Consider the following 20,843-nt stretch of genomic DNA (forward strand, 5'->3'; position numbering starts at 1 on the left):
GGAACCGTCAGGACCAAGAAGGAGAACGTCATGATCGCTCGCGTCATCAAGGCAGCGGCCACCACCGGCTTTGGGCTGCTGATGGCGGCGGCGCCGATGGTGGCACCCGCTGCTCAGGCCGAGATCGTCACCCCCGGGCCCGAATCGGCCTACTCCTACGAATGGAACACCGGGGTGCTCACCTCGGGTCCGTCCGGCACCTACCACTGCATCTCCACCACCGGTTCGACGGCCTGCTACAAGCCGTACGGCGACAAGATCTACGTCAAGGACACGAAGGCCGACGGGTACTCCGCCGTCATGCGGTGGTACACCAACTACGGTCGCTGGGGCACCTGCCGCAACCCGTACAAGGCTGGGACGTGGGTGGTGTGCGACAAGGATTTCGCCGAAGGAAGCTGGTTGAACTTCCGCGCTTCGAGGTACGACGGTGAGACCAAGAAGTGGATCGGCCCCGAGTCCGACCTGATGGCGAGCACCACCTGAGGTCGACGTTCCCTCGGCGTCTTTCCCGCCGGCGTGGCCCTTCGCCGCGACCTCGCGGGCGGCGTTCCCCGGTCCGACGGGCCGGGGAACGCCTTCGTCCACGCCGACCGATGGCTCCATTGGATCCGGGTTCGGACATTCGTGCTGCACCCACCGGGGCCAACGGGCTATCCTCCTGGCATGTCGGTGGTCCTGCTCCTTACCGGGCCGCGCTGACCTCAGCGGGTGCTCTGCACCGCGTCGGCGCGGCGAACCCCTCTGCGTGAGGGGTTTCTTCATGTCCGGCCACCGGTGATCAGCGACCTCGCGCGATCGCCGTCGATCTTCAGGCGGTGCACCATGACCACAGCCGACCCCACCAGGCCCCACGACAGCGTCGCGTCCGAACCTGCCTACCGCTACGACGGGCCGCTGGCCGGTCGGATCGAGGCGCGCTGGCAGGCGTTCTGGGCCGAGCACGGGACGTTCCACACCCCGAATCCTGTCGGCGACCTCGGCCCCGGCCACGATTACGACGCCTGTCAAGCGGGGGTTGACAGGGCGCGGGCGGACGCTCCGAAGTTCTATGTGCTGGACATGTTCGCGGGCCCGTCCGGCTCCCTGCACGTAGGTCATCCACTGGGTTATGTGGCGACCGATGTCTACGGGCGGTACCTGCGGATGCGCGGCCACAATGTGCTGCACGCGTTCGGGTTCGACGCCTTCGGCCTGCCCGCCGAGCAGTACGCGGTCCAGACCGGACGGCACCCGCGGGAGACCACCGAGGCCAACATCACCACCATCCGGCGGCAGTTGCGGCGACTGGGCCTCGCCCACGACGACCGGCGCAGCGTGTCGACCACCGACGTGGACTTCTACCGCTGGACGCAGTGGATGTTCCTGCAGATCCACGGGGCGTGGTACGACGACGAGCAGAGGCGCGCCCGGCCGATCGCCGAACTGGAGAAGGAGTTCGCGGCCGGGCGGCGAGCTGTCCCCCGCGGACGGGACTGGCACGCGATGGCCGCTCACGAACGCCGGGAGGTGCTGGACTCCTACCGCCTGGCCTACCTGGCGGACGTGCCGGTCAACTGGTGCCCGGGCCTGGGCACCGTGCTGGCCGACGAGGAGGTCACCGCCGAGGGGCGCAGCGAACGCGGGAACTATCCCGTCTTCGCCCGCACGATGCGGCAGTGGATGCTGCGCATCACCGCGTACGCCGACCGCCTGGTCGACGACCTGGACGTGCTGGACTGGCCCGAACCGATCAAGGCCCAGCAGCGCAACTGGATCGGCCGCTCCCGCGAGCAGGGCGAGGCGACCTACCGGCTGCACGACTGGCTGTTCAGCCGGCAGCGCTACTGGGGTGAGCCGTTCCCGATCGTGTACGACGAGCACGGCCCGGTCGCGCTGCCCGAGTCGATGCTGCCGGTCGTGTTGCCGCAGACCCCGGAGTACGCGCCCATCACCTTCGATCCCGACGACGCGTCGTCGGAGCCGGTCGCGCCGCTGGGGCGGCTGACCGACTGGGTGGAGGTCACGCTGGATCTGGGTGACGGCCCGCGTACCTACCGGCGGGAGACCAACACGATGCCGCAGTGGGCGGGCTCGTGTTGGTACGAACTGCGCTACCTCGATCCGCGGAACGACGAGCACTTCTGCGACCCGGCGCTGGAACGGCACTGGCTGGGCAGCCGCGGCGGCACGGACCCGGGCGGGGTCGATCTCTACGTGGGCGGGGTCGAGCATGCCGTACTGCACCTGCTGTACGCGCGCTTCTGGCACAAGGTGCTGTACGACCTGGGCCACGTGTCGAGCCGGGAGCCGTTTCGCCGGCTGGTCAACAACGGCTACATCCAGGCGTACTCCTACACCGACGAACGCGGGGTGTACGTGCCCGCCGCCGAGGTGGTCGAGCGCGACGGCACCTTCTGGTGGCGAGACCGTCCGGTCACCCGATCGCTGGGAAAGATGGGCAAGAGCCTGCGCAACATGGTGACGCCCGACGAGTTGTGTGAACGCTACGGCGCGGACACCTTCCGGGTGTACGTCATGGCGTCCGGCCCGCTGCAGGCGTCCCGGCCATGGGATCCGCGTGGGATCGTCGGGGCGCAGCGGTTCCTGCAGCGGGTGTGGCGGAGCCTGGTCGACGAGGAGACCGGCGCGACGAGGGTCGTCGACGAGCCGGCCGGCGAGGAGACTCTTCGCCTGCTGCACCTGACCATTGCCGGTGTCCGGGACGACCTGGACGCCCTGAGCTTCCACACCGCGGTCGCCCGTCTCACCAGGCTGTCCCGGCACGTCGCGGGCCTGGCCGGCGAGGTGCCGGCGGAGGTGGCACGGCCGATGGTGTTGATGCTGGCGCCGTTCGCTCCTCACCTGGCCGAGGAACTGTGGCAGCGGCTGGGAGCGGAGCAGGCCACGCCACGTCAGGCCGGGTCGCTTGCGTACCTGCCCTTTTCAGAGGCGGATCCGGCCTACCTGGGCGCGCGGACGGTGACCTGCGTGGTGCAGGTCTCGGGCAAGCTGCGAGGCCGGATGGACGTACCACCGGACATCACCGCCGACGAGCTGCGTCAACGCGCGCTTGACATCGAGCCGGTGCGCAGGGCGCTGCGTGGGCGGGCGGTCTCCCGCGTCGTCGTGCGTCCGCCCGGGCTGGTCAACATCGTGCCCGCGGAATGAGCGACGTGCGCCTGCCAAGGAACCTCCGTCGGTCGTCGTCGAGCGCCCGGTCGAGCACGGACAGGTCCCGTCGCTGTCCCCGACCACACAGGCCGGGGGAGTTCTGCTCAGGGCGTAGCTGATCGAACACCCGGCGGACTCGGCCGGTGGAGGCTACATTTCTCTCGTGGTGCGACACGTGGCCCTGGTGACCGACTCGACCGCACACCTCGATGGCCGGGAGGTTGCCGACTACGGAATCTCCGTCGTGCCGACGCAGGTGACGGTCGGCTCCACCACGTACACCGACGGCGACCCGGAGGTGACCCGACTGGTCACCGACTCCCTGCGCCGTGGCGAAAGCGTCCGCACCGCACGTCCCTCGCCGATGGAGTTCCTGGCCGGCTACACCGCCGCGGCTCGCACCGGCTACTCGGCCGCGGTGTCGATCCACCTGTCCGGCGACCTTTCCGGCACCCACGACGCGGCCAGGCTGGGCGCGGTCCAGGCTCCCCTGCCGGTCGCCGTGGTCGACTCACGCCAGGTGGGCATGGGACTCGGCTTCGCCGTGCTCGCCGCCGCCGACGCAGCCAGGAAGGGTGCGGACGCGGCCGAGGTGGTCGAGCTGGCGCGGGCGCGTGCCGCCGCGACCGAGACGTATCTCTACGTCGACTCACTCGACTACCTGCGCCGCGGTGGGCGGATCCGGCTCGCCCAGGCGATGGTGAGTTCGGCCCTGCCGTCCAGGCCGATCCTGCAGCTACGCGACGGCCGGGTCACACCATGTGCCAAGGTGCGTACCGGTGCCAGAGCGATGGCCGAGCTCGAGCGCCTCGCTCTGGGAAGTGCCGGCACCCGCAGTGTCGAGATCGCGGTGCACCACCTCGGGGCGCCAATCCTCGCCGGTGAGCTGGCCTCGCGGTTGGGGCGGCGCGTACGCCGGCTCGCTCGCATCGTGTTCCGGGAGGCCGGCAGCGGGATCGGCGCGCACGTCGGGCCGGGCATGGTCTCGGTCGTCGTGTCGCCCACCGACGTCGACTGAACGCGGGCCGGTCCTGGGGCCGACCCCTCGACGTCGTACGCCACATCCCGCCGTGCCCTACCCTGGGCGACCGTGAGCGCAGGTGGAACGTCGCGTCGGGACATGCTGGCCGCGATCGGCGACAGATACCAGATCCCGGTCGAGGACATGGCCGCGGTTCCGGCTCAGGGTGCCGCCAACGACGTGTACTTCCTCGGCGACCACCTCGTCCTGCGCATCCCGCGAGGTGGCGGCGCCCGGCTGGCCGAGCTCGCCAAGGAGGCGACGCTCATCCCCGCGGTCCGCCGGGTGGGGGTGCGAACGCCCGCGGTGGTGACGTACGACGACAGCTGCTCTGTCGTCAACGTTCCCTACCTCGTGGTCGAACGCGTCCCTGGCCGCGACTTGGCCGCTCTGGGCACCGAACCCCACACGGCAGCCGACGCCTACCGCGACGTCGGGGTGGGCCTCGCCCGGCTGCACCAGCTGACCCGCGCGCGCGTGGGCTCGCTACCTGGTGTCGCGCAGCTACCGGAGGACGATCCGCGGGCCCATGTGCTCCGGCTGGCGGAGAAGGGGTACGTCGACGTGGACACCGCGGGCTGGCTGGTCGGATGGTTCGACCGGCTGGAGCGCTGGCGGCCCGTCGACGTGGCGCCGGCGGTCGTGCACGGCGACGTCTCGCCGACCAACATCGTGGTCGCGAGCGCCACCCCCGAACGCGCCACCCTGGTGGACTGGGGAGACGCGGCCTGGGCTGATCCCGCTGTCGACTTCGCGAAACTGCCGTTGCGCGCGGTGCCGTACGCCCTGCGGGGTTACCTGGACCAGGTGCCGCCGCGAGCTCTGGCGGAGGCCGAACACGCCTGGTCGGCGAGGGTGCTCTGGTATCACCTGTCCTGGGCGCTGCACCGTGTCGGCGACGTGCCGGGAGAACCCGAACGCGTGTGGACCAGGCCGCCCGCGAGCCGGCTGCTCGAGCTGCTGCGGTTCTTCGCCGCCTCACCGCCGGCGCCCTGGCCCGACCTGGCCTGAGGCCGGCTCTGGCCTGAGGCCGGCTCTGGCCTGAGGTCGGCTCTGGCCTGAGATCGGGCCTGGCCTGGCCTGAGGTCGGCCTCTGACGCGCGCGGCCTTCCTGGCGCACCCGCCTCTCTCGGCTGCAGCCAGCTTGCCGACTTCCTGTCCACAGGCTGCCGACCGGCGGGATCGTCCACAGGCCCTTCTTGTTGCCGGCAACGGCATCCGCGTTCTTCGTAGCGTCGTCCGCGTGTTGCGTCGACGGCCTCCTCCCCAGCACCGGGCGGGGCCCGAGGAGACCGCCCGTGCGGTCCGCCGGGTCCACGCGCTTCGGCGCTCGCCTCCGCGCGCTGTCGTCACCGGGGGATGGGTGCCACAGGTTCCCCCCGACCGGGTTGGTGCCGCCCGCGCGCAAGCCGGTGCGGCGTTCGGTGAGCCGTCGTCACCGGTGTGGTCGAAGGAAGGCGAGGAGCGCATGCGGCAGTCCGGTCACGCCGAGGAAGAACACCCCTACCGGCCGCTCGACGACGACTTCGCCGAGCACGACGACCTGCTCACGGACGCGAGCGAGGAGTCACCGGCGTGGGCGCTGCGGCGAGGCCATGTCGTGGTGGTCGCCGTCGTACTGCTGCTGGCGGTGATCGGAGCCGCGGTGATGGTGATCCGGGACCGTCCCGTGCGCGAGACCGTCATCGAGCCGGCGGCCCGTGCCACGGTGGTGGCGACACCGGGGACCTCGACCTCGGCGCCCGGCTCGCCGGCTCCGCGGCCGTCGCCGACGCTGGTGGTGCATGTGGCAGGCAAGGTACGCAGGCCGGGAGTGGTGCACCTGCCCGGCGGTTCCCGGGTGTTCGACGCAGTCACCGCCTCCGGTGGAGCGCTGCCGGGAACCGACCTCGACACCGTCAACCTCGCTCGCCCCCTGCTCGACGGTGAACAAGTTCCGGTAGGCGTGACGCCACCGCCCGGTGCTCCACCCGCCGGAGGTGACGGAGCCCCGAGCGCGGGGCCGCCGTCGGCAGGCGCACCTCTCGACCTCAACTCCGCGACCTCCGCGGAGCTGGAGGAGCTGCCCGGAGTGGGCCCGGTACTCGCGCAACGGATCGTGGACTTCCGCACCGAGCACGGACGGTTCGTCGATGTCGAGGACCTGCGCGAGGTCACCGGGATCGGTGAACGCACCTTCGCCGAGCTGCGCGACAAAGTGACGGCGCGGTGACCGGCCCGGTGGCTGGCCCGGGCGCGAGGCCGGTGACGAGGCCGCCGGCAAGCCCGGTGAGGACCACGGTGGTCTCCGGTGCGCTCGGCGCGCTGAGGGCCGCCGCGGGCCAACTCGTCGAGACGGTGCGCACGTCGATCCGGGTCGGCGACGACGGCACCTCCGTGCCCGCGGGCGCTCGCGCCCCGGTCGACGCGCGGCTGGTGCCGGTCGCGCTGGCCGGTTGGCTGTGCACGGTCCTGATCCCCGTCGTCCCGCTCGTCCCCGCCGCCGGTGGCGCGGTCGCCGCGGCACTGGCGGGAGTGGTCCTGGTCGGCCGCCGGAGCCGACCGGGTGAAGTGCTCGGACGATCCGCGGGTCTGGCCTGTCTGGGCGCCGCAGTCCTGACCTCGGTCACCCTGCTGCACGTCTCGGCGGCGAGGAGTGGGCCGGTCCCCGGGCTGGCCGCGAACGCCTCGGTCGCCACGACCGAGCTTCGGGTGCGCACCGATCCACGGGTGCGCTCGTCTCCCGGCCACCGTTCGACCTACGTCGTGCTGGAGGCCGACGTCCTCCGGCTCACCCGCCACGGCGTGACGACCGCCGTGCGGACACCGGTCGTGGTCACCGGTCCGGCGACGTGGTCGAGGGTCGAGGTCGGCCAGCGCGTACGAGCCGTCACCCGCTTCGCCCCGACCGACCGGGGTGAGCGCGCGGCGGCCGTCCTCGCTGCCCGATCGCCTCCGGCCCTGCTCGAGCGGGCGGGGTCCCTCGACCAGGCGGCGAGCCGGTTGCGGGCAGGGCTTCGTGCTGCCGTGGCCGGGCTTCCACCGAACGAACGCGGCCTCGTGCCCGCTCTGGTGGTGGGCGACGTTTCCCGCATGCCCGAGCAACTGGAGGAGGACTTCCGCACGGCGGGTCTGTCCCACCTGACCGCGGTTTCGGGTACGAACCTCACTATTCTGCTGGCGTTCGTGCTCGGGGCGGCCAGATGGGCTGGCGTGCGCTCGTGGGGACTGCCACTGGTCGGCGCCGGCTGCGCGGTGGGCTTCGTGGTGCTCGCCCGCCCCGAACCCAGCGTGCTGAGAGCCGCTGCGATGGGGGTGGTCGGCCTCGCCGGGCTGGCAGTCGGATCCCGTCGCCACGGTGTGCCGGCCGTGGCCTGTGCCGTTCTGATGCTGCTCCTGGTCGACCCGTGGCTGGGCCGTACGTACGGCTTCGCCCTGTCGGTCCTCGCCACCGCCGGCATCGTCGTCCTCGGCCCGCCGTTCTCGGATGCACTCGCCCGCTGGCTGCCCCGCTTCGCCGCGACCGCGATCGGAGTCCCACTGGCGGCCCAACTCGCCTGTACGCCGGTGGTGGCGGTGCTCTCCGCGTCCGTCAGCGCGGTCGCCGTCGTCGCCAACATGCTGGTAGCCCCGGCCGTCACACCGGCAACCGTCCTGGGCATCGCGGCGACCCTGGTGTCGCCGGTCAGTGTGAGCGTCGCCGGCGTGCCGGGCCACCTGGCCGGTTACGCCGCGCGGTGGATCGTGGAGATCGGCACCCGGGCGGCACGCCTGCCCGGCGCGAGCCTCACCTGGCCGTCGTCCGCGCTCGGCGTCGGAGTCCTCACCCTGCTGTGCGTGGCGGCAGTGGTCGTGACTCCCCGGTTGCTGCGCCGGCGTGGGGTGACGCTGGCGCTCGCCGGCGGGCTGGTCGCCTGGATCGTTCACCCCGTCCAGGTGCCAGTGTCGTTGGGGCCGCTGACAGGCTGGCCGCCGGCGAGCTGGGTGCTGGTGGCCTGCGACGTGGGGCAGGGAGACGCGCTGGTGCTCCGCGCCGGGCCCCGGTCGGCCGTCGTGGTCGACACCGGTCCCGATCCCGTCGCGGTCGACCGATGCCTCACCGATCTCGGCGTGCGGCAGGTGCCGTACGTCCTGCTCACCCATTTCCACGCCGACCACACGACCGGGCTGCCCGGCGTGGCACGGGGACGAGTGGTCGGCGAGGTCGGCATCCGTCCCGGAGCCGCCACCGGTGCCGACGCCCGGCGCGTCCGCGACTGGGCCGGCTCCGCGGGGGTTCCGGCCACCGCCGTCGCTGTCGGTGAGGAACGCCGGGCAGGAGCGCTGACCTGGAAGGTGCTGGGACCGGCCGGTCGGCTGGCCGACCCCGAGAACCGCGCCGCCGACGCCGACTCGGGGGACTCCGAGGAGGGTGCGGCGGAGAACGACTCCAGTGTCGTGATCCTGGCGCGCGTCCAGGGGATCAGCGTGCTGATGACCGGTGACGTCGAGCCGTCGGGCCAGCGACGGTTGCTGTCGTCCGGCGCCGACCTGCACGCGACGGTGCTGAAGGTTCCCCATCACGGATCCCGCTACCAGGACCCGGACTTCCTCCGGGCGGTCGGCGCCCGGATCGCGGTGATCAGCGTCGGAGCGGACAACGACTACGGCCATCCGGCGCCGTCGACGCTCGCGGCTCTGGCCGGCACCGGTGCGAGAGTCGCCCGCACGGACCAGAGCGGTGCGGTGGCCGTGGTGAAGGACGGCGCGGGACTCGGCGTGGTTGCCCGATCTCAGCCGAGGTGAGGGGCCCGATCTCCGTCGAGATGAGGGGCCGCCCTACGTCGAGATGCGGGCCCCGTATCCACCGAGGTGCGAGGCCCCGTCCTCCGTCGAGCTGTGGGGTCCGGTCTCCGCCGCGATGTGGGAGCGGGGCAGGTCGACTGTCGGCGCCTCGTGGGATGCTGTGGCCGATGCCCAAGAAGTCCACCCAGGCGGCCCCCGGCGACGGCGTCCTCGGGACGGTCACCCTCGTCCTGGGGCCCGAGGAGTTGCTGGCCGAGCGCGCGGTCGCCGGCACGGTGCGAGCGGTCCGCGCTGCCGACACCGACGCGGACGTGACCGATCTGGAGGCGTCCAACCTCACCGCCGGCGGCCTGGCGGAGTTGACCAGCCCGTCGCTGTTCGCCTCCGCCCGAGCCGTCGTCGTACGCAACCTCGACGGCCTCCCCGCCGACTCTGTGGACGCCCTGGTCGGCTACGCGCGCTCACCCCAGCCGGATGTCGCGGCGGTGCTCGTGCATCGCGGCGGGCAGAAGGGGCGCGGTGTGGTCGACAAGCTCCGCAAGGCTGGTGTCCGGGTGGTCGCCTGCGAATCACCGCGCAGTTCGGAACTGCCCGCGTTCGTCGCTCGCGAGGTGCGCTCGGCCGGGGGGCGGATCGAGCAGGAAGCCGCGCAGTTCCTGGTCGAGGCCGTCGGCCGGGACCTTCGTTCGCTGGCCGCGGCGACCTCCCAGCTGGTCTCCGACACCGACGGCCAGTCGATCACCGAGAGCGCTGTCCGGCGTTACTTCGCCGGCCGGGCAGAGGTGACCAGCTTCGCGGTCGCCGACGCCGCGATCGCCGGCCGCACCTCCTACGCACTCGAGCAGTTGCGCTGGGCGCTTCGGTCCGGGGTCGCACCCGTGCTGGTGACGTCGGCTCTGGCCTCGGGAGTTCGCGGTCTGGCCAAGCTGTCCGGCGCGCGCCCCGGCCTGGGGGAGGCCGAACTCGCTCGCGAGATCGGCGTGCCGCCGTGGAAGGTCAGGACCCTGAAGGGTCAGTTGAAGGCCTGGACCCAGGAGGGTCTGGCCTCCGCGCTACTGGCCGTCGCCCGGGCGGACGCCGACGTCAAGGGCGGCGCGGACGACGCCGAGTACGCCCTCGAACGCGCGGTGCTGGCGGTCGCGTCGGCCCGCACCAGCGCTCACCGGCGCTGACACGGCAGGATCCGGCAGGCAGGTTCGGAGCGCCCCAGCGGGACGGGCGCGCCATCTGCCGCCGGGACAAACCGGACGAGGGCAGCACAAAAAGCTGCCCGGCCACGAGGGCCGAGCAGCTCTTCGAGCAGGTCCCGGGACCGCGTGCCCCGGAAAGGCCTAGAGGGCGGCGGACCGCTTGAAGATCGCCGACTTCTTGTTGGCAGCCTGGTTCTTGTGCAGAACGCCCTTGGAGGCGGCCCGGTCGAGCAGGCGCCCGGCCGCGCGGGCCAGGTCCTGTGCCTTGGCCGTGTCGCCGGAGTCGGCGGCCTCGCTGAAGTTGCGAATGGCCGTCCGCAGCGAGGAGCGCGTCGACTTGTTGCGAAGCCGGCGGGTCTCGTTCTGCTTGATCCGCTTGATCTGGGACTTGATGTTCGCCACTGAGCTGAAGCCTCGATCGCAGGTCGTACGGGAATGGACACGCGGCGGGGTCCGCCCGCGCGCGATGAATGAGCCTACCAGCCGGGCGGGGACGACCCAACTGTGGGCGGATCGACCCGAACCTCGCCTACTCGGTCTCGGTGAGCGTGAGCGATCGTAGCCGTTCCCCGGCGAACCACGTCGCCGCCACGATCGTGACCACCAGCAGGACGACCCCGGTGCCGAGCCCGACCGCCGCCTGGATGCCGTCCCTGGTGATCAGCGTGTCGGCGACCGCGAGGGACCACTGCTGGATGCTGAGCACCTGGGCCCCGGGGACAAAACCGCCGACCAGGCTCTCCCAGATCAGCGCGTAGATGAGGCCGAAGACGACCGCGTGCCGGGTGATCACGGCCAGCATCAGGAAGAGCGCGCTGTAGGCCAGCCCGGCGACGAGGGTCCCGACGGCGAAACCGACCGCGACACCGTTGTCGAACCCGGACATGATCACCCCGGCCAGCAGGGTCGGGACGGCCGCGAAGGCGACCAGGCAACCCACCGCCACGGCGAGCTTCGTCACCACGATCGTCGGGCGCGGCAACGGTTTGGCGAGCACGTAGATGATCGAGCCGTCGTCGATCTCCGGACCGATCACGCCCGTGCCCGCGATCAGGCCGAGCAACGGCACGATCGTCCCGAGCGCGAGGGTCTGCAGCAGGGTCGTGCCGACCTCCAGGCTGGGGCCGATCACGAGCCGCAGAAGGATCGCGAGGAGGACGAGCACCGCCGGCAAGATGAACAGGAGGAGTACGCGTCGTTTCCCGAGCAGGGTGCTGGCGGTGAGCCTGGCGATCGTGGCGTTCATCGGTCCCTCGTCCGGTCTTGCGTCGGGTCACTCATCGGGTCTCGCGTCGGGTCACTCATCGGGGCGCTCATGGGAACAGGCCTCACGCGGTGATGAGGTAGGAGAAGACGCTCTCGAGGGACTCGTCGGACGGCGAGATCTCGTAGAGCCGGACACCCGCGGCGCGGGCCACCTGCGGCACGAGCCAGGTGAAACGCGCGAAGTCGACCGCCTGCACCCGCAGGCAGCGCTCCCGGGCGTCGAGTTCGACACCGGCGGACGATCCGTCCGCGATGAGTGCCGAGGCGAGCCTTCGGTCGTCACTGGAGCGGATGACGTACTGGTGCGGCCGGTCGATCATCAGTCGCCGGATCTCCCGGAAGTCACCGGACGCGGCATGCCGCCCGGCCACCACGACCTCGATGTGGGAGGCGACCTGCTCGACCTCCTCCAGGATGTGCGAGCTGAACAGCACCGTGCGGCCGGCCTGCCCCATCGACCGCAGCAGGTCCATCAGGTGCAGCCGCTGGCGCGGGTCCATGCCATTGAAGGGCTCGTCCAGCAGCAGCACCGACGGCCGGTGAACCAGCGCGGTCGCCATCTTGATCCGCTGCTTCATCCCCTTGGAGTACGTTCCGACGGCGCGGTCGGCGGCCGGGACCATCTCGACGGTCTCGATCGCCTCCCGCGCGGCGGCCTCGGGATCGGCGAGACGGTGCAGCTTCGCGTTCGCGAGGACGAACTCCCACCCGGAGAGGCCGTCGTAGAGCGCCTCGCGTTCGGGCACCAGGCCGATGTGGCGGTAGGCGGCCTGGTCACGCCAGACCTTCTCCCCGTCCAGCGTGACGGTGCCCGCGGACGGTGCGAGGAAGCCACCCATCATGTGGATCAGCGTGGACTTGCCCGCGCCGTTGGGCCCGAGCAGTCCGGTGACGCCCGGTCCGATGGTCATGTCGACGTCGTTGACCGCGACGACGTTGCCGTACCACCGGGAGACGTGGTCGAGCCGGATGACGCTCACGAGGCCGCCACCTTCCGATAGCGAAGCATCAGCAGGCCGAACGACCCGCCGATGACGAGCACGGTCACGAGTACGTACGCCAGTGCGCCCAGCCAGCCGGTCGGCGGCGGCACCGGGCTGGCACTGGTGGCACCGAGCGCGATCACCTGGACGCCGTCGACCAGGGTGACGGGGGAGAACAGGCCCGCGTAGCCCGCGGCGGTTCGGTGCCCCTGCTCGCCGAGGATCGCCGACATGAAGCTCGACCCGCCGTAGGCCACTGTCAGCACGGTGATGATGGCGGCCACCCCGAACCCGCGCCGGGTGGTCAGCGCCGAGATCACGCCCGAGATCCCGGCGAGGACCAGGGAGAGGAGGGCGACCCCGGCCAGCCCGGCGAGGAGGCCCTTGGTCTGTGCGCCGAACGGGTACTTCCCGAGCAGCGCACCGGCGTAGATCACCAGCAGGGGCGCGGCCATCAGGATGAACAGCGAGGCGACCAGCGCGGCGTACTTCGCGACCACGTAGTCGATCCGGACGAGCGGCCGGGAGAAGTACAGCGTGATCGTGCGGAAGCGCAGGTCGCGGGAGAAGAGCTGGGGCGCCTGGGCGGCGGCGAAGATGGCGACGACCGCCTGGGTGTAGACGAAGTACCTCGTGTAGGGGACCGGTAGCTCGGGTGGTTTGACGGCGAACGTGACGGCGACGAGGATCGCGGCCGGCAACAGCATGACCGCACCGAGCAGGAACGGCAGGATCTTCGACCTCGCGGTGCGGCCGAGGCCGTACGTCGAACGCAGGCTCGCGACGAACAACGACCGCAGGATGTAGCCGCGGCCGAGCCGGGGGCCGCCGTAGCGGCGGTAGCCGATGTCGTGGATCACGCCGGCCGGCGCGGCGTACGCCGTGCTCTGGGGGAGCGACGTGCTCTCAGGGGGTACCGACACGGTGCGCTCCTCCCTGGTCGGGGCCGGCCGGACCACCGGCGGCGGTGACAGCACCGGTCTGGTGGACCGCGCCGCCGTCCCGGAAGATCTCCTCGATACGGTGCCGGCGCTGCTCCATCCGGACCAGGCCGAGATCGAGTTCGGCGGCGGTGTCGCGTACCACGTCGAAGGTCTCCTCGCGGGCTATGTCGATCATCAGCAGGCGCCCGTCGGGAACCACCCGGAGCCCGTGGCCGGCGAGCGCGTGGCCGAGCCGGTCGCGGGCCGCGGTCCAGTCGGGACCGGAGTCGAACGCCGCGACCTCCACGGCCAGCACCTGCGTGGTGCGGGTGAACTCCGCGGTCGAGGAGGCGCGCAGCAGCCGCCCGCCGTCGATGATCACCACCTGGTCGCTGATCCGCTCCAGTTCGCCGAGCAGGTGCGACGTCACCAGGACCGAGATCTCGAAGTCGGTGCCGATCCGGCGGACGAGGCCGAGCATCTCGTCCCGGCCGGCCGGGTCCAGGCCGTTCGTCGGCTCGTCGAGGAACACCAGCCGGGGGTCGTGGACCAGCGCCTGGGCAAGCTTGACCCGCTGCCGCATTCCGGTGGAGTAGCCGCCGATGGGGCGGTAGCGCTCCTCGTACAGCCCGACGTGCCGCAGCGTGTCGGCGGTGCGTTCGCGCGCGCTCGCGGCCGGCAGCCCGGACATCCGGGCCATGTGGACGACGAACTCGGTCGCCGACATGTCGGGTGGCAGGCAGTCGTGCTCGGGCATGTAGCCCACCCGGTCGCGGATCGCCGGGCCCTGCGTGGCGACGTCGAGGTCGAGCACCGTCGCCTCGCCCGAGGTGGCCGGCTGCAGACCGAGCAGGATCTTGATCAGGGTCGACTTGCCCGCGCCGTTGGCGCCGACGAGTCCCGTCACTCCGGGACCGATGTCGACCGTCAGCTGGTCGAGCGCGGTGACGCTCGGGAACCTCTTGGTGAGGTCGTGGATCGAGATGACGGGCACGGGACGAAAACTAGTGCTCCGGAGGCCGCGGGTAATCCGACTCGCGGACGAACATTTTCGTTCCTACCCCTACGGAAGTGCCGGAGGTCGCCACCGGGAACCCACCCAAAGGAGGGTCAGGGGCGGACGCCGGGCCCTCAGCCGACCCAGCCCCGACGCAGCGCGAGCCAGGACAGCGTGGCCTGGGCGTACCACCCCTGGTGAGCGCGGAGGTACGGCGAACCGGAGACCGCCGGCTGCAGGGAGGAGTCGGTGAAGTAGCCGGCGAGACCGGCGAGTACGGCGTCCACGGCGGCCCCGTCCACGCCCTCGCCGAGTGGGTGCGCGGCCAGCAACGCGGTCGCGTCGTACCCGTCACCGCACGCCGAGATCAGCACGGTCACGAGGTCCAGCCAGGCGGGCCCGCGGCTCGGCCAGTTCCAGTCGCAGAACCACACCCGCCCGTCGTCGCCCAGGATCACGTTGTCGTCGCGAAGGTCGCAGTGGACCACGCTGTCGCCGGCGAGGGCGTCCGGCGCGGCGTCCTCGAGCGCCGCGAGCTCGGCGACCTGGGGGTCGACCGGTGCACCTCCGGCGCCGGACGCCCGCGCGAGCCGCCCCCAGTAGCCGAAGTCCTGGGCCAGCCACTCGCGCGCCTGCGGCACCACCAGACCCTCCGGTACGGGAGTCAGCACCTCCGCGAGTCCGGTCAGTGCGGTGAGGACGTCGGTGAGCTCGTCCGGCTTCCACGGACGCGACGGTGGCCGCCCGGGAACGTCGTCGAAGCAGAGCACCACCCAGTCGAACTCCTCCAGCGTCCACCGCAGCGCCGGCACCGGCGCCGCCGACGGGATGCGGGACGCGATCCGCGCCTCGGCGCGGTAGGAGTCGGCGATCGCCGGGGAGCGGTCGGCGGAGACCGCCTTCACGAACGCGCGCTCGGTGCCGCCACTTCCGGCGAGGACCAGCCGGGACGCGAAGCCCGGCGTGAAGCCGGACCGCTGGCTGGCGGTCGCCACGACCTCGCCGCCGAGCCGCTCGGTGATCCGGTCGCGCAGGGGTTCGGGCAGGTCGGCCCACTGGGGGCGGACCGCGGTCGCGCCGTGGGGCACCGGGCCGGCGTGCGAGGTCATCCGCCGATCCTGACAGCCGCTGCGTACGGACGCGATCGTGGGGGCAGGCCCGCCCGGTCGGTCAAGGAAAGAGAGGCGAACTCGCTCACGGCACGGGCGAGGCGAGCGGGCTCAGCCCGCGTGGGCGGGTAGGTCGGACGTGTCGGGCAGGCCGGGCATGCCGGGTGCTCCGGTGTCGGCAAGGAGGCGGAACGTCCCCGCCGCCTGCGCGGCCGACGGCGCGATCTCCGCGACGCCGGTCCGCCGGTCCGGCCCGGTGAACGCGAACCGCAGCCCGGTCGGAGTCCACGCGGCGGCGTCGCCGAGGTGACCGGCCGGCAGCGGCAGCACCACCGTACGGTCGGTGTGGCGTTCGTACACGAGCAGTCGGGAGCGCCCGCCCTGGTCCACCCGGACCGCGACCTGCTCGCCGGTCACGTCGGCGGCCAGCGGCCATGGGTTGTGCGGACCGTTGAGTTCGGCGGGCCACTGCAGCCGGCCCCCGGGCGAGCACGCCCAGCCGATCCGGCCGTTGTCGTCGACGACGACGAACAACCCCGCGTGGGGTACGGCGAACAGCAGGCGGACCGAGGAGTGGTCGGGCCAGATCTCCTCCACCGTCCCGCTGTGCAGGTCGACCGCGACACAGGTCAGGTCGCCCTGGTAGGCCCGGTTGACCGCCAGCCGCCGCCCGGCCGGGTCGAGCCAGGTCCCGCCGATCAGCAGTCCGGCCACGGTGAGGACCGGCCGCGGCCGGCCGTCCCGGCGCCGCAGCAGCCACAGCGTCGCGGACGGGTCGGAGCGGGTGGTGATGGCCAGGGCGAGGGCGTCGTGGGCGGGGTGGGGGAGCAGCTGCAGACCGAGCGCGGCGAGCGTGCCCAGGAGCCGGGCCGGCCGGTCCGGACGGCCGAGGATGATCCGGTGCTGGTCCGGGTTGGCGTGGTGCAACAGGACACCGCCGTCGTCGAGCGGCAGCATCCGCGACTGCGGGCCGGTCGGTGCCAGCCCCGGAACCGGACTCGGCGGCCGGGCCGGATCCAGTGGCCAGTGCTCGACGTGCCAGCCGGCGACGCCGTCGGAGGCGAGGCAGGCGGCGTAGGAACCACGGGGGGAGAACCGGAAAGCAGTGCGAGTCAGCATGCGCGCGCGAACTCCTGGCCTGGTAACCCGGTCGACCGGCCGACCACCGGGGCGTACACGTTGTGTACACATATGACTACCAACTGCGCCTGAACTCCGGTACGTCGCCCCGTCCTGGTCCGACCGAGGCTCGCTGGCCGCCCGCCGGAGGCGTGCTGACCGCTCGCCCCCCACCGCCCGCTCAACCCACGCCGCCCTGACCGGGTCGCGGTCCGTGGGATGATGAACTCGTTCCCCCACCGACCGGAATGGATCGTCCGTGCCCGTACCAGCGTCCGCGCCCCAACCCGGCCAGACCGATCCGGCGATGATCCGGAACTTCTGCATCATCGCCCACATCGACCACGGCAAGTCGACGCTCGCCGACCGCATGCTCCAGCTCACCGGAGTGGTCGATGCGCGGTCGATGCGCGCGCAGTACCTCGACCGGATGGACATCGAGCGAGAACGCGGCATCACGATCAAGAGCCAGGCGGTCCGGTTGCCGTTCCAGACCAGCGCCGGCGGCGACGGTGCGGACGACGGGGCGCCGTCGACGTACGTCCTCAACCTCATCGACACGCCCGGGCACGTCGACTTCACCTACGAGGTCTCGCGCTCGCTGGCCGCCTGTGAGGGCGCGGTGCTGCTGGTCGACGCGGCGCAGGGGATCGAGGCGCAGACGCTCGCCAACCTCTACCTCGCGCTGGACGCGGACCTGCACATCATCCCGGTGCTGAACAAGATCGACCTGCCGTCGGCGCAGCCGGAGAAGTACGCCGCCGAGCTCGCCAGGATCATCGGCTGCGACGAGAGCGACGTGCTCAAGGTGTCGGCGAAGACCGGTGAGGGCGTGGAGGACCTGCTGAACGCGATCGTCGCGCAGGTGCCGCCGCCCGAGGGCGACCCCGACGCGCCCGCGCGTGCGCTGATCTTCGACTCGGTGTACGACACCTACCGCGGCGTGGTGACCTACATCCGGGTCGTCGACGGCAAGATCGGCCACCGCGAGCGGGTGCTGATGATGTCGACGAAGGCGTCCCACGAGACCCTCGAGGTCGGGGTCATCTCACCCGACCCCACACCGTCGGCGTCACTCGGCGTCGGCGAGGTCGGCTACATCATCACCGGGGTGAAGGAGGTCCGGCAGTCCCGCGTCGGTGACACCGTGACCCAGGCCGGCAACCGCGCCGAGAAGGCGCTCGGCGGCTACCGCCACCCCAACCCGATGGTCTACGCCGGGTTGTATCCCCTCGACGGCGACGACTACCCCGACCTGCGCGAGGCGCTGGACAAGCTGCAGCTCAACGACGCCGCGCTGCTGTACGAGCCGGAGACCTCCGGCGCGCTCGGCTTCGGCTTCCGCTGCGGCTTCCTCGGCCTGCTGCACATGGAGATCGTCCGCGAGCGGCTCGAACGCGAGTTCAACCTCGACCTGATCTCCACCGCGCCGAACGTCGTCTACCGGGTCACGATGGAGGACGCCTCGGAGGTCGTGGTGACCAACCCGAGCGAGTTCCCCCGCGGCAAGATCGCCGAGGTGTACGAGCCGGTCGTACGCGCCACGGTCCTCACCCCGGCCGACTTCATCGGCGCGGTGATGGAGCTGTGCCAGTCGCGGCGCGGACAGCTGCAGGGCATGGACTACCTGTCCGAGGAACGCGTGGAGATGCGTTACACCCTGCCGCTGGCCGAGATCGTGTTCGACTTCTTCGACGCGCTGAAGAGCCGCACCCGAGGCTACGCCTCGCTCGACTACGAGCCCACCGGCGAGCAGGTGGCCGACCTGGTGAAGGTCGACATCCTGCTGCACGGCGACCCGGTGGACGCGTTCAGCGCGATCGTGCACAAGGACAAGGCCTACACCTACGGCGTGGCGATGGCGCAGAAGCTGAAGGACCTCATCCCGCGCCAGCAGTTCGAGGTGCCCATCCAGGCCGCGATCGGCTCCCGGATCATCGCCCGGGAGAGTGTCCGCGCCATCCGCAAGGACGTGCTCGCGAAGTGCTACGGCGGTGACATCACCCGCAAGCGGAAGCTGCTGGAGAAGCAGAAGGAAGGCAAGAAGCGGATGAAGATGGTCGGCCGGGTGGAGGTGCCGCAGGAGGCGTTCATCGCGGCGTTGTCCACCGACTCGGGGAAGAAGTCCGAGTCCGGCGGCAAGAAGTAGCCCCTGTGAGGCACGTGCATCACCGCCGGTGCCACTGCATACCGCGCATTCGGGCGTACGCCGAACTGCCTGGTTCGTCCACTCGGGCTACTCCCACAGCGGCTCAGTCACTACGGTGGAGCCAGGCCGGCACGGCAGGTCAGGCGACCACGCCCTGTACGCCGGATGTGCCACCGGCCCGGACCGTCCCTACGCTGCTCCTCACCGAGGTGGAGGCCCGCCATGTCCAGTGACCTGCTCTGGGGGAGCAACCCAGGCGACGTCGACCAGTCCAAGGTCGACAACCGCGCGTCCACCGTGGCCGAGCTGATCCTGCACAGGTTCGAGTCGACGCCCGACGCCGAGGCGTTCCGGTACCCCGTCGGGGACGGCTGGGAGTCGGTGACCTGGGGGCAGACCGGTGAGCGCGTACGCCGGCTGGCGGCCGGCCTGATCTCCCTCGGCATCGAGCCCGAGCAGCGGGTGGCGATCGCGTCCAGCACGCGCTACGAGTGGGTGCTGGCCGACTTCGCGATCATGTGCGCGGGCGCTGCCACCACGACGATCTACCCCACCACCACGCCGGACGAGGTGAGCTACATCCTCGGCGACTCCGGCAGCCGGCTGGTCTTCGTCGAGGATGACGAGCAGCTGAAGAAGATCCGCGAGCACCGGGCGGAGCTGCCCGACATCGCCTGGCTGGTGACGTTCGCCGACGGCGCCGGCAGTGCCGAGGGGGCCGGCGACGGCGACTCCGACAACCTGCTGACCCTCGCCGAGCTGGAGGAACGCGGCGCGGCGCACCTCGCCGAACACCCCGACGCCGTCGAGAAGGCCGTCTCCACGATCGGGCCGGACAGCCTGGCCACGCTCATCTACACCTCTGGCACCACCGGGCGGCCGAAGGGTGTACGCCTCACCCACGACTGCTGGACCTACGAGGGCGCGGCCATCGACGCGGTGCGGATCCTGCACCCGGACGACCTGCAGTACCTCTGGCTGCCGCTGGCGCACTCCTTCGGAAAGGTGCTGCTGTCGGCGCAGGTGCAGATCGGTTTCTCCAGCGCGATCGACGGCCGGGTCGACAAGATCATCGAGAACGTCGCCGTCGTCCGGCCGACCTTCATGGGCGCCGCGCCCCGGATCTTCGAGAAGGCGTACGGCAAGATCAACTCCACGATCGAACACGAGGGCGGACCGAAGGCGGCGTTGTTCCACTGGGCAGTCGGCGTAGGGCGCCGGGTGTCGGAGCTGCGCCAGCAGGGCACCGAGCCCTCCGGGGTCCTCGCGCTGCAGTACAAGGTCGCCGACCGGCTGGTGTTCGCCAAGATCCGGGACCGGTTCGGCGGGAGGCTGCGGTTCTTCGTCTCCGGTTCGGCCGCGCTCAGCCAGCACCTGTCGGAGTGGTTCCACGCCGCCGGCATCCTGATCATCGAGGGATACGGCCTGACCGAGACCAGCGCCGGCTCCTGCGTCAACCTGCCCGGACGGTTCCGGTTCGGCAGTGTCGGCCCGGCGTTGCCCGGCACGCAGGTGCGGATCGCGCACGACGGCGAGGTACTGATCAAGGGCCCCGGCGTGATGCGCGGCTACCAGGGGATGCCCGAGCTGTCCGACGAGGTGCTCGACCCGGACGGCTGGTTCCACACCGGCGACATCGGCCAGCTCGACGACCAGGGGATGCTGCGGATCACCGACCGCAAGAAGGACCTGTTCAAGACGTCCAACGGCAAGTACGTCGCGCCTCAGGCGATCGAGACGATGTTCAAGGCTCTGTGCCCGTACGCCAGCCAGGTCGTGGTGCACGGCGAGGGCCGGACGTTCTGCTCGGCCCTGGTGACCCTGGACGAGGACTCCATCGTCGGCTGGGCGCGCGAGAACGGCCTGGAGGGGCGCAGCTACGAGGAGATCGCCCGCTCCGACCAGGCGCGGGCGATGGTGCAGGGGTACGTCGACCGGCTCAACGCCCAGCTCAACCGCTGGGAGACGATCAAGAAGTTCGCGATCCTCGACCACGACCTCACCGTGGACGACGGCGAGATGACTCCGAGCCTGAAGCTCAAGCGCCGGGTGGTGGAGACGCGGTACGCCGACGTCCTGGAGGCCTTCTACTCGTGACCTTCCTCGTGACCGTGCCCATGGCCGTACCCGTGACCGTCGGGACGACCGCTCGACGACTGTCCGACGACT

General features: G+C 71.3%; 16 protein-coding genes. 9 read left to right on the forward strand and 7 right to left on the reverse strand.

Annotation, left to right across the window (positions count from 1 at the left end):
- Window positions 1-30 precede the first annotated feature (30 nt).
- The 7 genes from ABZV93_RS24525 (at window position 31) to holA (ending at window position 10,110) form a co-directional block, all read left to right on the forward strand.
- Entirely contained in the window at window positions 31-486 is a 456-nt protein-coding gene (locus ABZV93_RS24525) for a hypothetical protein (protein WP_354940138.1), read from the forward strand.
- Window positions 487-825: 339 nt separating this feature from the next.
- On the forward strand, window positions 826-3,150 hold the full coding sequence (locus ABZV93_RS24530; RefSeq protein ID WP_354940141.1) for a class I tRNA ligase family protein: 2,325 nt from the start codon (window positions 826-828) through the stop codon (window positions 3,148-3,150).
- Window positions 3,151-3,316: 166 nt separating this feature from the next.
- Window positions 3,317-4,171, forward strand: a complete 855-nt coding sequence (locus ABZV93_RS24535) for a DegV family protein (RefSeq protein ID WP_354940144.1) — start codon at window positions 3,317-3,319, stop codon at window positions 4,169-4,171.
- Window positions 4,172-4,243: 72 nt separating this feature from the next.
- Window positions 4,244-5,185 carry an aminoglycoside phosphotransferase family protein gene (locus ABZV93_RS24540; RefSeq protein WP_354940147.1) on the forward strand — a complete coding sequence of 314 codons (942 nt, stop codon included), beginning with the start codon at window positions 4,244-4,246 and terminating at the stop codon, window positions 5,183-5,185.
- A 232-nt stretch (window positions 5,186-5,417) separates the two neighbouring features.
- A complete protein-coding gene (locus ABZV93_RS24545; protein WP_354940153.1) occupies window positions 5,418-6,386 on the forward strand; it encodes a ComEA family DNA-binding protein in 969 nt (322 codons plus the stop codon).
- Between the two features lie 56 nt (window positions 6,387-6,442).
- Window positions 6,443-8,938, forward strand: coding sequence for a ComEC/Rec2 family competence protein (locus ABZV93_RS24550; RefSeq protein ID WP_354940156.1), 2,496 nt, complete (start codon window positions 6,443-6,445; stop codon window positions 8,936-8,938).
- 167 nt (window positions 8,939-9,105) lie between these two features.
- Entirely contained in the window at window positions 9,106-10,110 is a 1,005-nt protein-coding gene (gene holA / locus ABZV93_RS24555) for a DNA polymerase III subunit delta (protein ID WP_354940159.1), read from the forward strand.
- A gap of 159 nt (window positions 10,111-10,269) precedes the next feature.
- Here the strand turns inward: holA and rpsT are convergent, their stop codons facing one another.
- From rpsT to ABZV93_RS24590, 7 genes are all read right to left on the reverse strand, one after another.
- On the reverse strand, window positions 10,270-10,530 hold the full coding sequence (rpsT, locus tag ABZV93_RS24560) for a 30S ribosomal protein S20 (protein ID WP_354940162.1): 261 nt from the start codon (window positions 10,528-10,530) through the stop codon (window positions 10,270-10,272).
- 127 nt (window positions 10,531-10,657) lie between these two features.
- Complete coding sequence (locus ABZV93_RS24565; protein ID WP_354940165.1) at window positions 10,658-11,374, reverse strand: hypothetical protein; 717 nt, start codon at window positions 11,372-11,374, stop codon at window positions 10,658-10,660.
- Between the two features lie 82 nt (window positions 11,375-11,456).
- Window positions 11,457-12,374 (reverse strand): ABC transporter ATP-binding protein, encoded by a 918-nt coding sequence (locus ABZV93_RS24570; RefSeq protein ID WP_354940168.1) that lies wholly within the window; start codon window positions 12,372-12,374, stop codon window positions 11,457-11,459.
- Window positions 12,371-13,300 carry an ABC transporter permease gene (locus ABZV93_RS24575; protein ID WP_354940171.1) on the reverse strand — a complete coding sequence of 310 codons (930 nt, stop codon included), beginning with the start codon at window positions 13,298-13,300 and terminating at the stop codon, window positions 12,371-12,373. Before ABZV93_RS24575 ends, ABZV93_RS24570 begins: the two co-directional genes overlap by 4 nt.
- Entirely contained in the window at window positions 13,284-14,294 is a 1,011-nt protein-coding gene (locus tag ABZV93_RS24580) for an ABC transporter ATP-binding protein (RefSeq protein ID WP_354940173.1), read from the reverse strand. The genes ABZV93_RS24575 and ABZV93_RS24580 overlap by 17 nt, the downstream gene beginning before the upstream one ends.
- A 137-nt stretch (window positions 14,295-14,431) precedes the next feature.
- Window positions 14,432-15,406: a phosphotransferase gene (locus tag ABZV93_RS24585; protein ID WP_354940176.1), complete on the reverse strand. Its 975-nt coding sequence runs from the start codon at window positions 15,404-15,406 to the stop codon at window positions 14,432-14,434.
- 111 nt (window positions 15,407-15,517) lie between these two features.
- Window positions 15,518-16,525: a hypothetical protein gene (locus ABZV93_RS24590; RefSeq protein ID WP_354940179.1), complete on the reverse strand. Its 1,008-nt coding sequence runs from the start codon at window positions 16,523-16,525 to the stop codon at window positions 15,518-15,520.
- 307 nt (window positions 16,526-16,832) lie between these two features.
- Between ABZV93_RS24590 and lepA the strand changes: the two genes are divergently transcribed.
- Both lepA and ABZV93_RS24600 read left to right on the forward strand, forming a co-directional pair.
- Window positions 16,833-18,674 (forward strand): translation elongation factor 4, encoded by a 1,842-nt coding sequence (lepA, locus tag ABZV93_RS24595; protein WP_354940385.1) that lies wholly within the window; start codon window positions 16,833-16,835, stop codon window positions 18,672-18,674.
- A 222-nt stretch (window positions 18,675-18,896) separates the two neighbouring features.
- Window positions 18,897-20,771, forward strand: coding sequence for a long-chain fatty acid--CoA ligase (locus ABZV93_RS24600; RefSeq protein WP_354940180.1), 1,875 nt, complete (start codon window positions 18,897-18,899; stop codon window positions 20,769-20,771).
- Window positions 20,772-20,843 lie beyond the last annotated feature (72 nt).

This window comes from Actinopolymorpha sp. NPDC004070 (genome assembly GCF_040610475.1).
In the GTDB taxonomy this organism is placed as follows: domain Bacteria; phylum Actinomycetota; class Actinomycetes; order Propionibacteriales; family Actinopolymorphaceae; genus Actinopolymorpha.

What these genes read in the sequence shown, in the direction of transcription:
- ABZV93_RS24565 (WP_354940165.1), bottom strand. Translation starts at nt 11,374, where the DNA reads ATGAACGCCACGATCGCCAGGCTCACCGCCAGCACCCTGCTCGGGAAA.
- ABZV93_RS24590 (WP_354940179.1), bottom strand. Translation starts at nt 16,525, where the DNA reads ATGCTGACTCGCACTGCTTTCCGGTTCTCCCCCCGTGGTTCCTACGCC.
- lepA (WP_354940385.1), top strand. Translation starts at nt 16,833, where the DNA reads ATGATCCGGAACTTCTGCATCATCGCCCACATCGACCACGGCAAGTCG.
- ABZV93_RS24530 (WP_354940141.1), top strand. Translation starts at nt 826, where the DNA reads ATGACCACAGCCGACCCCACCAGGCCCCACGACAGCGTCGCGTCCGAA.
- ABZV93_RS24585 (WP_354940176.1), bottom strand. Translation starts at nt 15,406, where the DNA reads ATGACCTCGCACGCCGGCCCGGTGCCCCACGGCGCGACCGCGGTCCGC.
- ABZV93_RS24525 (WP_354940138.1), top strand. Translation starts at nt 31, where the DNA reads ATGATCGCTCGCGTCATCAAGGCAGCGGCCACCACCGGCTTTGGGCTG.
- holA (WP_354940159.1), top strand. Translation starts at nt 9,106, where the DNA reads ATGCCCAAGAAGTCCACCCAGGCGGCCCCCGGCGACGGCGTCCTCGGG.
- ABZV93_RS24600 (WP_354940180.1), top strand. Translation starts at nt 18,897, where the DNA reads ATGTCCAGTGACCTGCTCTGGGGGAGCAACCCAGGCGACGTCGACCAG.